Here is a 13,628-nt window from a genome sequence, read left to right as displayed (position 1 = left end):
GCAACCTCTCCTGATGGAGGGCCGGGCCGGCCCTATTCGATGGCGACTGCCAGGCGGCCAATGAGGCCAGCGACCTCGTCCAGCCGCGCCGAATCCGGCGCCTCGACTGCGCGCGCGAGACAAGCGAGGCATTCATCGTCGCTGAGCTCGGGGATGCCGGCCGGCAGAATCGAGGGGGCCAAATCAGAACGGTCGACCTTGTTGATGTCTGGCATGGGAATCAGCTCCGCGAGTGTCCGGCAGATCCACGCTCGACGTAAATTGAGTCGTTTTGGCGCCGTCCGAATGGCGGGACCTCGCCGACGCGCAGGTGTTCGAGCGCGATTCCGTGCTGCACCCCGGTGCTTCGCTCTAGATTTCAGGCAAAGCACATAGCACGCAGCATTAGGATGCAAGCGCAAGCTTTTGAATTTAATAAGATTCGGCTCTCCGGACTGCATCCGGTTTTGTTACGGAAGCGTCGGTTTCTCTTGAGCCTTTTAGCGCGCCTCAGCGTCGAGGTTCCCAAATCATTCCCAAGGCCTACCATGCGTTCACGTTGGAGAAGGGCGCGCTGACGGCGCGCAATGATCCAGAGGCCCTTGACCCATATCAAGGGAGCCCGTCGCCCGCCCGCCAACATCCACACATTACCGCCCTTCAGCCCATCGTCGGGCGACCGGGAGTTTCGATCATGAAGGCTGTTTCCGTCGAAGAAGCCGTTGCGATGATCCCGGCGGGCGCCAGCGTCATGGTTGGCGGCTTCATGGGAGTTGGAACGCCGGAGCGGCTGCTCGACGAAGTCGTGCGCCAGAGGAAGACGGGTCTGACCTTGATCTCGAATGACGCGGCCACGCCCGGCAAGGGCGTCGGCAAGCTGTTCGATCAGGCACTGGTGTCGAAGCTGACGGCAACGCATATCGGTCTCAATCCGAAGGCGCAGCAGCAGATGCTGGCGAACCAGATCGCGGTCGATCTCGTGCCGCAAGGCACCTTCGTCGAACGCATCCGCGCCGGCGGGTGCGGTCTCGGCGGGGTGCTGACGCCGACCGGGGTCGGAACGCTGGTGGCCGAAGGCAAGCGCCAGATCGAAGTCGACGGCAAGCCGTTCCTGCTGGAAACGGCGCTGCGGGCGCAATTCGCATTGGTGCACGCCTTCCTCGCCGACTACCTCGGCAACCTCGCCTACGCCCTCACCTCGCGCAATTTCAACCCGGTCATGGCGATGGCGGCCGACACCGTCATCGTGACGGCGGAGCATATCGTCCCGGTCGGCGTGATCGCGCCCGATCACGTCGTCACCCCCGCGCCGCTCGTCGACTATCTCATCACCAACGGGTGACATCATGGATCCCCAGATCATCATCGCCCGGCGTGTCGCCAAGGAGCTGAGGAGCGGCAACCTCGTCAATCTCGGGATCGGCATTCCGACCCTGGTCGCCAATTATGTGCCGGCGGACCTGAAGGTGTTCTTCCAGTCCGAGAATGGACTGATCGGCACCGGGCCGATCCCCGAGCAGGGCATGGCGCATCCGACGCTCACCGATGCCGGCGGACGCCCGATCAGCGCGCTGCCGGGCGCATCCACCTTCGACAGCGCGATGTCGTTCGGCTTGATCCGCGGCGGCCACGTCGATGTCACCGTGCTCGGCGGCCTCCAGGTCGATGCGCATGGCCATCTCGCGAACTGGATGATTCCGGGCAAGATGGTCCCGGGCATGGGCGGCGCAATGGACCTCGTCACCGGCGCCAAGCGCGTGATCGTCGCCATGCAGCACGCGGCCAAGGGCAAGTCGAAGATCGTGGTGAAATGCTCGCTGCCGCTGACCTCGGCACGCCCTGTCAACCTTGTCGTGACCGACATGGCCGTGATCGGTTTTCCCGATGGCAAGGCGACGCTGCTGGAAACAGCACCCGGCATGAGCATCGGCGAGGTCATGGCCTTGACGGAGGCCGAACTCGCCATTCCCGACAATGTTCCGGAAATGAAGCTCTGAACAGGTCAACCCATGCGAATATTCAGCGACTTCAACGAGATCAAATCCGCAATCGGCACCGAGATAGGCGCCAGCGACTGGATCGAGATCACGCAGGACCGCATCAACCAGTTCGCCGAGGCGACCTGCGACGAGCAGTGGATCCATGTCGACCAGGAGCGCGCCAAGCAGGAGATGCCGGGCGGCAAGACCATCGCCCATGGCCTGCTCTCGCTTGCCCTTGCCCCGCTGTTCATCCGCTCGGTCATCGGCCTGAAGGGGCTGCGCAATACGCTGAATTACGGTGCTGACCGCATCCGATATCTCGCGCCGGTTCCGGCGGGCTCGAAGTTACGCGGCCGGGTCACGATCACGGAAGCGGAGGACGTGCCGCCGGACGGGCTGCGCGTCAACTACCATCTCGTGATCGAGATCGAGGGCGGCAAGAGGCCGGCCTGTGTCGCCGAATTGATCGCTCTGCACTATCGCTGAGTCAAAGAGTCGAAAAACAACCCCATGCACAGTAGACATGGGGCTGATTTGACGGATGTTTCCTGTTCGCCCGGAACCGGTTGCTCCGTCGGGCAAAACACTGGCAATATGTCACCATCGATCATGGGTCCCGGACTGCTCAGCGCGTCAATCGACGATGTGGTGGCCGCCGTCGACGTCGAGGCCCCGCCGGGGATCAGCTTGGCGCCGTGGATGGTGACGCGGCACGTCCTCCGAACCAGGCGCCGAAATAGCCTGCATAAAGTGCCGGCGATTCGAGGTTCATCGAATGCCCTACGCCTGGCACGATGACCAGCCGGCAATCCGGCATCGCTTCGGCCATGGCACGGAGATCGGCCGGCGCGATCCAACCGTCCCGCTCGCCCCACAACACGAGGTGCGGATGCCGGATCTCGGACATACGGCGCTCCAGCTCACGGCTCTCCTTCTCCCGCGTCAGGTTCACCGGCGTGCCGATCCAGATCCCCTCCGATACGCCGAAGGTCTGCTCAATGATCCGATCGAACAGCGTCTGGATCTCTCCCAGCCCCTCGCGAAAGCGAGGGACCATGTTCGGCCCCATGCTCTCCGGGACGAACAGCGAAGAAGCGGCTGTAGCCATCACGGACCGCGTCAGCTCCTTGCTCGACATCATGGCCCTGAATAATCCGATCTGATCGGCATCGAAGGCCATGCCGAGCGGCGTTACCGGATCGAGCGCGAACACACGGCCGAAGCGCTGCGGCTGCTCGAGCAGCATTCTGGCGGCGATGATGCCGCCGGTGGAATGTGTCGCGAGATGGCAATAGCCGATCCCGAGCGTATCGAGCGCCGCCAGCATGTCCTCGGCGTGCTGCCGCATGGAGTAGTTGGAATAGTCGGCCGACGGCTTCGGCCGGTCGCTGTCGCCACAGCCGCGCCAATCGATTGCAACCACACGGAGCCCGATCGGAAACAATGGCGCGGCGAGCTCGATCCAGTCCTTGCTGGCGAGATTTCCGTGGATGAAGACGACGGTGACGTCGCCTCCTCCCCACTCCCGCCAGCCGAGTCGGAGTTCGCCCGCCTGCACCCTTGGCATCGCCGGGCCCTACTTGTTGAGGCCAGCCGTCGGAGCCGCTCCAGGCGGTGTCGGCGCCACTGGCAAGGCAGAGACGACGGCGCCCTTGATCATGCGATCGGTTCCGAGCGGCGATGATGTGTCCACCTCCCCGTTGGTCACGAAATCCACGACATCGGCAGCGTATTCCACTGGATTGTCGGTGTGGATGAAGTGTCCGGTCTCCGGATAGATCTTGAGCATCGGCCGGTTGCCGGCATTGGTCATACGCGTCATGAACGGCGTGATGACGTCGCGGCCGAGGTCCGTCAGGCCGTTGAACGCAGGCGTCGGAATGAACGGCTCCTTGTCGCCGAACGCCAGGAAGATCGGCGCTTTGATCTGGGTGACCCGCTCATAGAGGTTCTTCGGGTCATCCTGCTGGAGCTCAGCACCGATCGTGTAGATGTCGAAGATGAAGACGTTGCACCACTGATCGAGCTCCTTCGGGTTGCCCTTGGTAAGCCCGGCGCGTTGCTCGGTATGGAAACGGGCATATTCGCTGTCGTTGAAGAAGTATCCGCTCTTCGCAGCCGATACCACGCCGGTGTCCGGATCACGTTTCTTGAAGTAGAAGAAGTCGCGGACGTTCTGCTCGCTCCGCGCCTTTTCCGCAGCGAGAATACCGGTCTGGTCCCAGACCTGCTTCCACTTGTCGAAGTCTCGGCCGAGACCGTCGGCGAACAGAGGCGCCTTCTTGTCCTTGGCAATGGTGATCTCGCGCGGATATTCCTCGAGGCCGGACGGCGCCTCCAAGGCGAGGCCCTGCACCGCATCAGGCCAGGTCAGGGCGTAGCCCACGACGAACTGGCCGCCGAGCGAGTGGCCGAGATAGTACGCCTTCTTGACTCCGAGCTGGTTGACCACGAGGTCGTAGATCACCTCGCGCATGTCCTGCATGGTGCGAGCGGGATTCTTGTCGAGATTGCCGGGCCCCGACATGCCGTAATGCGGCAGGTCCGGCACGATCACGCGCAGGCCGCTGCGCAGCGCATACTGCATGATGTTGCCGTAATGGCCGCCGAACGCGCCCTTGCCGTGGATGATGACGAGCACCTTCGGATCCTTGTCGGTGCCGGCATACTCGTCCATGTAGCCGATTTCCCAGGAGTTGCCGCTCTTGTCCTTGGCACTGCGGAATTTGACCGGATAGGGATAGGTCACGTAGGCCTTCCAGAACGACTTCTTGGGATCAATCGTCTGGGCGACGCCGGGCACGCGGTAATTCTTGTCGACGAATTTCTGGGCGCGATCGAGGGCCGCCACGTCATCCATGAAGGCGACGAACTTCGGATCGTTCTTGCGCTGGTTGATGATCGGGAACACGCCGTAGTGCGCGACGGGGCTCTCCTGTGCGATAAGATCAGCGCCGGGCACGCGATCGACAGCCTTCTGCGCCAGCTTGAAGTTGAGCCAGAGGTCGTTGGTGATGTGCATCACCAGCGTGCGAGCCTGAATGCGACCGAGATAGGGATTGACGTTATGGGTCTCGCCGACCCGATTGCGCCAGACGAGATCGACGGCGTCGTAGAGCTTGGCGCGATTAATGACGTTGAGGCCGGCCTTCTCGTTCGGCGGATCCCAATAGAAAATCTCGGGCTGTACCGCCGCCCAGTTCTGGGTCGTGCGGAAGGAAAAGTCATAACCCGTCATGCCGAGGATCGACCAGCCGAAGGCCACGCCCGGCACCGGATGCTTTTCCTTCGGGAGCTTGTAATAGTCGCCCTCGGTCGCCTGCCAGACCGGATCGCCCTGGATCGCGGCTGTCATCATCTGGAAAGTCCAGTTGCCGACCGGGTCGTCGCCATCCGATTGCGTGGTGCCGCCGATCGGCATCAGGGCGCTGACATATTCCGGATGCATCACGCCCCAGACGTAGGTCTGCGTGCCACCCATGGAGACGCCGGTCACCAGCGCGACGCGCGCGACCTTCAGCTCGTCGCGCAGCAGGCGGTAGTTCGCCTGCACCATGTCGTAGTAGCTGTATTGCGGAAACTTGATGCCTAGGCCGTCGGATGGCTTGCTCGCGCCCCAAGTGCCGAGCGGATCGACCATGATGACATAGTAACGATCCGTATCGATCGGCCGGCCCGGACCAATGATGGGTACGCCACCCGACAACGCCGCACCCTTGACCCACTGTTCGTACATGTCGGTGGAATCGCCGGAATAATAGGAGTTGATCACGATGGCATTGGTGATCTCGCCCGCCGCGTTGCGCCTTGCGTTGCCGACGGCGATGTAAGCCGTGCGCAGCTTGCCGGCCCCGAGCGATTCCAGCGTGACGCCGCCCTCGCCGCCGTTCTCCCATTTGGAAGGGTCGGTCAGGTCGTACTTGCCGCCCAGGCGGAAGTTGGCGATCTCGTAGGTCTTCTTCAGCCCGTCATGCTGCACCTGCGACGAACGGCGCGTGAAAGGCTGTGCGGTTGCGATCGCCGTTCCGAGCAGCAGCACGATCAGGCTCAACAGGCAACGATTCAACGCATCTCGTCCGGCCATGATGCGATCCTCCCTGGAAGATTTTCCTGAAACGCTAGGCAGGGCGGCCGGGGAAGGTTTGATCTAGCTCAATGGAATCCGCTCGGAGGAATCGAGGATCGCGGGCATCAAAAGACCGGCGGTACCCTCGCGATGCCCTTCCTCAGCCACGGCTCATATCGGATCCGCTATGAGCTCGACGGGCCGGCGGGCGCACCGGCCTATGTTCTCGTGAACGGGCTGACGCAATATTCCGAGCTGTGGAGCGCCTATCGCGAGGCCTTGTCGGCGCGAGGCTTTCGCGTTGCGACCTTCGATCTTCTCGGCCAGGGCGCCTCCGACAAGCCGAGGCTCTTCATCAGCCAGGACGATCAAGTCGCTGCACTGCGCCTCCTCATCGACGAACTCGGGGACGGTCCGATCTTTCTGAGCGGGATCAGCTTTGGCGGCCTGATCGCGCTGCGATATGCGATCGAGCATGGCAAGCGGCTGGCCGGGCTGGTGCCGATGAGCTGCTTTGCGGAGCTGTCGCCGCAACTCTTGCTGCTTGGCAATGCGCTGCGGACCGGCCTGATCCTCGGTGGCACGAGTTACCTCCAGGATCTCCTGTTGCCCATGAACCTCTCGGACCAATGGCTGAAGCCACTGCTGGACAAGCTCGAGAGCGTGAAGCGGCAAGGTTGGCTGGTCAACGACGTCTACGCGCTGCAAAACCTGATGGAATCTTTCCTCGACTTCCAGCCGCTCACGCCGCGCCTGTCCGCGATCGCCGTTCCGACCATGATTCTCAACGGCGAGTTCGATTTCCTGACGCCGCGGGCTCTCCACGAAACATTGCGTGTCGAGATTCAGAACAGCTCATTGGTGATCATCCCCAGGGCCTATCACGCCTTCACGCTGGAGAAAGGGGCACTGACCGCCGATCTGCTGGCGCGCTTTGCCGAAGACGTGCTGGCCGGCCGCTGGCAGGGCAATCAAGCGGTCTGGGTGGCGCCGGACCAGCCCGGCGGCGAGCTCACGCCGTTTCCTGCCGGCTACGATCATCTGCGTGCCATCCCGGTCAAGCGAGCGCTGCCATGAGCGGCTTCCTCGGTCCCGTCGCGCCGGACGGTCGCATTCCACCGAACCAGCAGACGAAGGTCGCAGCATTCCTGATTTCGGCGCACGGCGCCCTGGCTCGGCAATTCGCTTTCATGCTGCCCGCGAGGCTCGACGCGGCATGGCAGACCGAATTGAATGCTCAATTTTATCGCGAGACCGAGATCGTCTCGCTGCTGCTGCGCGCCACGTCCTGGGTGCTGGATCCTTCCCTGGGTTACATGCTCGCCTCCTGGGAGTCCGCCTGGCTGCCTGCACCGGTCGAAGGGATCGCAGACCCTCGCCTTGCCCAAATGATTCACCTCGCAGCGCTTGCCCACGCCGTGCATGCCGGCATACGGCCGGCTGCGATCCTACCGATCGAGGCCAATGCGCAGGATCCTTTTGTTATGGCGCTACGCCGGATCGAATTTGAGAGTGGCCGGCTGTTGCAGGCCCAGATTCTGTTTCTGAAGAGCACAGACCTTGCGCCGCATCGCGACGCGGTCAGTGCGGCGCTCGCGCAGCGTCACGCCGACGTCCGCAAGCTCTGGCGCGAATTACTCGAGTGCATCGGCATCGGCGTACCGCCGGCATGACAACGCGCGATTGCGCGCTCAATCGATGATGTGATAGCCGCCGTCGATATAGAGCACGCCACCGGTGATCAGCTTGGCGCCGTCGAGCGCCAGGAACGCGGTGGCGTTGCCGACATCGTCGATGCTGACGAGGCAGCGCGAGGGCGCCTTGGATTGCGCCTTGTCCATTAGCTCGTCGAACTCCGGAATGCCCGAGGCCGCGCGGGTGGCGAGCGGCCCTGGCGAGATCGCGTGCACGCGGATGCCCTTCGGACCGAGCTCGGCAGCGGCATAGCGGACCGCGGCTTCGAGCGCCGCCTTGGCAACGCCCATGATGTTATAGTTCTCCACCACCATCTGGCTGCCGTAATAGGTCATGGTGAACATCGTGCCGCCGTTCTTCATCAGGGGTTCGGCTAAATGTGCCATCCGCAGGAACGACCAGCAGGAGACGTCCATGGTCTTCAGAAAGCCGTCGCGGCCGACGTCGACGACGCGGCCGTGCAATGCTTCCTTCGGCGAAAAGGCGATGGAATGAAGCAGGAAATCGAGCTGCCCCCACTCCGACTTGATCCGCTCGAATACCGCTTCAGTCTGGCCTTCGACCATGACGTCGAGCGGCAGGAAGATCGGCGCTTCGAGGGCCTGCGCCAACGGCTCGACGTGCTTCTTGGCGCGGTCGTTCAGATAGGTGACGGCGAGATCGGCTCCGAGCGCGCGAAACGCCCTGGCGCAGCCCCAGGCGATCGATTGGTCGTTGGCGATGCCGACGACGAGGCCCTTCTTCCCCTTTAGTGCGACCTTGCTGTCCGGAAATACTGGAATCATGACACCCTCTCTTGTCTGGGGTTGGGCGATTGGCCGTTCATCAACAGCGTCAGCGTGTGCTGCGCAATCATGAGCTCCTCGTCCGTCGGGACGACGTAGACCGGAACGAGACTCGTCTTTGCCGATATCAGCCGCGAATGGCGCGTGTTCTCGGCTGGGTCGAGTGCCACGCCAAGCCAGCCGAGCTGCTCCGCCACACGCGCGCGGATGCCGCTCGAGTTCTCGCCGATGCCGGCGGTGAAGACGAAGGCATCGATCCCCTGCAACGCCGCCGCCAGCATTCCGGCGTTGAGGCCGATGCGATAGACGAAATAGTCCACCGCCAGCTTCGCTTGCGGATCCGTGCTCGCCTCCAGCTCGCGCATGTCGTTGCTGAGCCCGGAAAGCCCCTTCAATCCGCAATCGCGATAGAGAAAATCCTGCACCTTCGACGGCGTCATCCCCTTCTCGGACAATAGGTACAGCACGACGCCCGGATCGAGCTGGCCCGGGCGCGTGCCCATCGGCAGCCCATCGAGCGCGGTGAATCCCATCGTGCTCTCGACGCTCAGCCCATTCTTCATCGCGCACATCGACGCGCCACTGCCGAGATGGGCGACAATCACCCGGCGCTTTGCGACCTCTGGCGCAATCTGGGGCAAGGTCCTGGAGATGTACTCATAGGAGAGCCCGTGAAAGCCGTAGCGTCGCACACCTTCGGCGTGAAGCTGGTAGGGGATGGCGTAATGATCGGCCAGCGGACCGTGCGTGCGGTGAAACGCGGTGTCGAAGCACGCGACCTGGGGTATCGTCGGGAAATTGGCCAGGATCGAGCGGATCGGCGCGAGATTGTGCGGCTGATGCAGCGGCGCTAACGTGACGAAGCGTTCTAGCCGTGCCACCACGCCATGATCGACGAGAATTGGCCGCTCATGATCCGGCCCGCCATGGACGACGCGATGCCCGACCGCCAATGGATGGATGCGCGCCTCGTTCCGCAGCCATTCCCCCGCGACTTGCATCGCCGCCGGCACGTCCGGAATGGCCTCGATCGGATAGGCCCGGTCCGCCATGGGATCATTGCCTGCCCTGCTCGCCCGCAAGCGCGGACGGCTGCCGATGCCGTCCACCTGCCCCTTGATCAGGCGGCGCAGAACGCCCTCACCCTCGACCGCAAAGACCTGGAACTTGACGCTCGATGAGCCGGCGTTGACGACGAGGATGCTGTCCATGGCGGTCACACCGCGACTGTCGGCGCCTTCTGGCGCCGCGCGTGAGCATAAAGTGCAGCAACCGCGCAGGACGCCATCCGCGCTCTTGGGCTGTCCGCACGCGAGGTCAGGACGACGGGGACGCGCGCGCCGAGCACAATGCCGGCGCCGTCGGCCTTGGCGAAATAGGCGAGGTTCTTGGCCAGCATGTTGCCCGCTTCGAGGTCGGGCACGACCAGGATCTGAGCACGGCCGGCCACCTCGGACTTGATGCCCTTGATCCGCGCGGATTCGAGGTCGATCGCGTTGTCGAACGCCAGCGGCCCGTCGATCACGCCGCCCGTGATCTGGCCGCGATCCGCCATTTTGCAGAGCGCCGCGGCCTCGATCGTGGATGGAATCTTCGATGTGACGGTTTCGACCGCGGAAAGGATGGCCACCCGCGGCGACTTGCCGAAGCCCGCCTGATTGTAGAGATCGATCGCGTTCTGAATGATGTCCCGCTTGGCGTCCAGATCGGGGAAGATGTTGATTGCGGCGTCAGTGACGAAGATCGTCTCGGCGTAGGCCGGCACATCCATGACGAAAACGTGGCTGATGCGCCGATCGGTGCGCAATCCCCCGACTTTGGCCGTGACGGCTCGCATCAGCTCGTCGGTGTGAAGGCTGCCCTTCATGAGCAGTTCGCCGCGCGCGGCATGGATCAATTCGACACCCCTCGCCGCGGCTTCGTCGCTGTGCGCGGCATCCACGATCTCATAACCCGAGATGTCCAGGCCGAACGTGCCAGCCGTATCCCGGATCTTCCGCTCCGGTCCGACCAGGAGCGGCCGGATGATGCCGGCAGACGCGCTGTCGACGGCGCCGCGCAAGGATGTCTCATCGCAGGGATGCACCACGACGGTCGGCGTCGGCGGGATTGCCCTGGCCGCCGCGATCAGGCGATCATACTTGCTGGGAGACTGCGTGGCCGTCGCATCTGCTGACATGATGTCGCTCCCGATCCTTGCAACTCGCGTTACGACGCCTTCGCCTTGGGATCGAAAGGGGCAACGTTCGACGCCCTTTCGGCACCTTCCGCGGTGTCGAGGCCAAACAGGCCGGCGATCTGCCGCAGCCGGTTGGCGCGCTCGCCGGTGACATCCGCACTGGCCGACAGCACCTGCTCGATCGCCTCGAATGCTGCGCGGCGAACGTTCATGTCGTCAGGCAGCAATTTCGGGATTGCAGCGAGCGCCCCTTCCCGGTCGAGCAGCAGCATGAAGAACTGCTCGCGTACCAGCATCTTGAACTCGGCAAGAGACATGCGTGCGCCGCCATGATCCCGGCGGACCCGGCGCAGAGCCACGATGCTGCGTTCGTCCACCATCCCCCGTGCCGAGCCGACATAGAGCAAAGCGCGCAACGCCGCTTCACGGAGGCCGCCCTCACCGATCCGCGACTTCAGCTCGGCAATGCGCTTCTCGAGCATGGTGCGATGCTCGGCGGACATCTCACGCCGACGCGACGGCGTGGACGTCGGATCGATCCCGACCGCCGCCTGGAGCGCCGGGGATCCGTAGACGCTGAGGAACATCGCTTCGCTGAGCGCCTCCTGTGAATCGCGCCAGCTGTCGAGGGCGTGAACGACCTGCTTCGAGATCTGCTCCTGGAACGCCAGGAACGGATTGTCCGCAGCGACCGGCTTGCGCTTCTCGGCGGCCTTCTCGGCCAATGATTTCACCGTCGCCATGAAAGGATTCTGGCTGCTGAACAGCTCGTATTGCAGCCGCAGCGGATGCATGTTGTGAGCCCATTCGGCCATCTGTGGCGTCACCATGCGCTTGAGCCATGGCTGGACGAATTTTCGATAGGCCGCCAGGTTGATTTCCGAGATTCGTTTGGCGGTGGCAAAGCGTCGCTCGTCCTCAGGCGAATTGCCGCCCATGGCGCGGATGTCGTCGAGCGTCCGCGCTTCGCAGCGCATCACCCACTGGCCGACGACCAGATCCGAACTTGCGGTTTCCTCATCCTTCGCCTCGAACGTCGCTTCATAGAGTCCGGGCGGCAGAACGTCGATGAGGTCGATGTTGCTGGAAAATTCCGCGTGCTCCTTCTTGGCGACGCCGCCGGAGACGAAGATGCCGAGATGGCCGATGTTCTGGTGCACGGTGTAGACGATGGTCTGGCCATAGGCCCTGATCTCGTCGACATCGGCATAGCAATCGAGGATCCAATGCAGCGCCTGCTGCGGCGGCGTGATGTTGTCGCCCTCCGAGCAGAACACCACGATCGGGGATCTGATGTTGCGAAGGTCGACCTTCCGGCCATCGGACATTTCGATGTTGCCGGCCGCGAGGTTGTTGCCGACGAACAGCTCATCGACGATGAATTGGATCTCCTCGGCGTTCAGGTTGACGTGGCCGCCCCACCAACGCTCGAACTCGAGGTAACGATCCGCCTCGGTGTCGACCTTGGAATAGACGTTGTATTGCTTGGTCCAGAGCGTATTCGACGGGTTCTGGTTCTCGAAGTTCTGCACCAGCCAAGCACCATCGAACTTGCCGGCGCCGAGATCGGAGGTCAGGGCCGTCAACCAGCTTCCGCCCAACAGCCCGCCCGAGTAGCGCATCGGATATTTTCCATGCACGCCGGCCCAATAGGCCAGCGGCGCGCCGGCGATGATCAGCGGGCCGAATAGCTCGGGACGTAGCGAGGCCAGGATCATGACGGCCCATCCGGCCTGACAATTGCCGATCACGCAGGGCTTGCCGTCGGCATCCGGGTGAAGGCTCATGACCTTTTCGATGAAGATGGCTTCGGCACGCGCGATGCGCTCGATGGTCTGACCGGGCATCGGGTCCGGCAGGAATCCGATGAAGTAGCAGGGATGGCCTGCTTTCATCGCCACCCCGATCTCGCTGTCGGCCTTGAAGCCGCCGATGCCGGGGCCGTGGCCCGCACGCGGATCGACCACGACGAACGGCCGCCGGTTCATGTCGATCTCGACGTTGGCGGGCGGAACGATGCGCACCAGCGCGTAATTGACGGGTTCGGCGAGCTGGCGCCCGTCGATGATCAACTCCGCCGCATATTGCAGAACATGCGGGGCGGTTTGCGCGAGGTGCTCCCTGTACTGGTCCCCGCGCCGGCGCATGATATCCAGGAACAGGATACTGCGCTGTCCCGCATCGACGAGGTATTCGACTGCCGAGGCGACCAGCCCCGACATGGGACCGCCCGGAATTTGCATCTTGTGCATGGACATGTTCTCGACCTCTCCGTCGCCTCGGCCAATTGACGGCTTGCAGCGAGGACGAACGTTGATCTAGGTCAAGATGATCTGCACGCTTCGGAGGCGTCTATCCTGCATTATAGGGCATGAGACCCGGCCGGCCGGTTTTGAAAGAGCGACATCGGCAATGTCCCAAGCTGCAACTTACAGCGTGCAAACCGTGCTGAAGGACAGCACCCCGATCCAGGTCCGCGCGCTTCGCGCCAGCGACGAGGCGGACATGCTCGCCGCCGTCGCGCGTACCGGACCGCAGTCGCTGCAGAACCGGTTCTTCGTTTTGAAACGGCATTTCTCGGAGAAGGAGCGTGCCTTCTTCATGGACGTGGATTTCAGCAATCACGTTGCGCTGGCCGCTCTCGCCGAGGAACAGGGTCGATACGCCATTATCGGCGGCGGCCGGTACGTCATCGTCGAGCCCGGTCGGGCCGAGATGGCCTTCGTCGTGGTGGATGCCTGGCAAGGTCGCGGGGTGGGCTCCTTATTGCTGAGGCACCTGACAGAGATCGCGCGCGAACAAGGCGTAAGAGAGCTCATCGCGGAAGTTCTGTCCGACAACGGGGCCATGCGAAGCGTGTTTGCGAAGGCGGGCTTCAAGCCTGCGCGGAGCGACGATCCGAGAACGGTGCGGCTGTCGCTCACGCTTTGATCCCGCGCGCC

The 13,628-nt window shown here is 63.1% G+C and carries 13 protein-coding genes; 6 read left to right on the top strand and 7 right to left on the bottom strand.

The genetic code is table 11. The annotated features are described in order from the left end of the window. Window positions 1–32: 32 nt before the first annotated feature. Complete coding sequence (locus tag I6F33_RS08630; protein WP_225141940.1) at window positions 33–215, bottom strand: hypothetical protein; 183 nt, start codon at window positions 213–215, stop codon at window positions 33–35. Between the two features lie 458 nt (window positions 216–673). Between I6F33_RS08630 and I6F33_RS08625 the strand changes: the two genes are divergently transcribed. From I6F33_RS08625 to I6F33_RS08615, 3 genes are read left to right on the top strand one after another with little or no spacing between them, the layout of a single operon-like run. Then, window positions 674–1,321 carry a CoA transferase subunit A gene (locus tag I6F33_RS08625; protein ID WP_035999395.1) on the top strand — a complete coding sequence of 216 codons (648 nt, stop codon included), beginning with the start codon at window positions 674–676 and terminating at the stop codon, window positions 1,319–1,321. Window positions 1,322–1,325: 4 nt separating this feature from the next. After that, complete coding sequence (locus I6F33_RS08620; protein WP_225141939.1) at window positions 1,326–1,976, top strand: 3-oxoacid CoA-transferase subunit B; 651 nt, start codon at window positions 1,326–1,328, stop codon at window positions 1,974–1,976. 12 nt (window positions 1,977–1,988) lie between these two features. Continuing rightward, window positions 1,989–2,447 carry a MaoC family dehydratase gene (locus tag I6F33_RS08615; RefSeq protein WP_225141938.1) on the top strand — a complete coding sequence of 153 codons (459 nt, stop codon included), beginning with the start codon at window positions 1,989–1,991 and terminating at the stop codon, window positions 2,445–2,447. Between the two features lie 196 nt (window positions 2,448–2,643). On the opposite strand, the gene I6F33_RS08610 is transcribed toward I6F33_RS08615, so the two are convergent. After that, the gene (locus tag I6F33_RS08610; RefSeq protein ID WP_109143791.1) at window positions 2,644–3,528 is read right to left on the bottom strand and encodes an alpha/beta fold hydrolase; all 885 of its coding nucleotides are present in this window, start codon (window positions 3,526–3,528) and stop codon (window positions 2,644–2,646) included. Window positions 3,529–3,537: 9 nt separating this feature from the next. Then, on the bottom strand, window positions 3,538–6,045 hold the full coding sequence (locus I6F33_RS08605; protein WP_225141936.1) for an alpha/beta hydrolase: 2,508 nt from the start codon (window positions 6,043–6,045) through the stop codon (window positions 3,538–3,540). Window positions 6,046–6,177: 132 nt separating this feature from the next. Here I6F33_RS08605 and I6F33_RS08600 point away from each other — a divergent pair, with 132 nt between their 5' ends. Next, window positions 6,178–7,104, top strand: coding sequence for an alpha/beta fold hydrolase (locus I6F33_RS08600; protein ID WP_225112858.1), 927 nt, complete (start codon window positions 6,178–6,180; stop codon window positions 7,102–7,104). Then, on the top strand, window positions 7,101–7,700 hold the full coding sequence (locus tag I6F33_RS08595; protein WP_225140824.1) for a hypothetical protein: 600 nt from the start codon (window positions 7,101–7,103) through the stop codon (window positions 7,698–7,700). The genes I6F33_RS08600 and I6F33_RS08595 overlap by 4 nt, the downstream gene beginning before the upstream one ends. Before the next feature lie 18 nt (window positions 7,701–7,718). On the opposite strand, the gene fabI is transcribed toward I6F33_RS08595, so the two are convergent. From fabI to I6F33_RS08575, 4 genes are read right to left on the bottom strand one after another with little or no spacing between them, the layout of a single operon-like run. After that, window positions 7,719–8,507, bottom strand: a complete 789-nt coding sequence (fabI, locus tag I6F33_RS08590) for an enoyl-ACP reductase FabI (protein ID WP_225112856.1) — start codon at window positions 8,505–8,507, stop codon at window positions 7,719–7,721. Continuing rightward, window positions 8,504–9,718: an acetate/propionate family kinase gene (locus I6F33_RS08585; RefSeq protein WP_109145805.1), complete on the bottom strand. Its 1,215-nt coding sequence runs from the start codon at window positions 9,716–9,718 to the stop codon at window positions 8,504–8,506. Before I6F33_RS08585 ends, fabI begins: the two co-directional genes overlap by 4 nt. A 5-nt stretch (window positions 9,719–9,723) precedes the next feature. Beyond that, the gene (locus I6F33_RS08580; protein ID WP_225141934.1) at window positions 9,724–10,686 is read right to left on the bottom strand and encodes a phosphate acetyltransferase; all 963 of its coding nucleotides are present in this window, start codon (window positions 10,684–10,686) and stop codon (window positions 9,724–9,726) included. Between the two features lie 29 nt (window positions 10,687–10,715). Then, window positions 10,716–12,944: a DUF3141 domain-containing protein gene (locus I6F33_RS08575; RefSeq protein WP_225141933.1), complete on the bottom strand. Its 2,229-nt coding sequence runs from the start codon at window positions 12,942–12,944 to the stop codon at window positions 10,716–10,718. Window positions 12,945–13,098: 154 nt separating this feature from the next. Here I6F33_RS08575 and I6F33_RS08570 point away from each other — a divergent pair, with 154 nt between their 5' ends. Continuing rightward, window positions 13,099–13,617 carry a GNAT family N-acetyltransferase gene (locus I6F33_RS08570; RefSeq protein WP_225141932.1) on the top strand — a complete coding sequence of 173 codons (519 nt, stop codon included), beginning with the start codon at window positions 13,099–13,101 and terminating at the stop codon, window positions 13,615–13,617. Window positions 13,618–13,628: the final 11 nt, after the last annotated feature.

Origin of the sequence: Bradyrhizobium sp. BRP20, assembly GCF_020194215.1 — a bacterium.
Classification (GTDB): Bacteria; Pseudomonadota; Alphaproteobacteria; order Rhizobiales; family Xanthobacteraceae; genus Bradyrhizobium; species Bradyrhizobium yuanmingense.
This window is presented reverse-complemented; position numbering and strand designations above follow the sequence as displayed.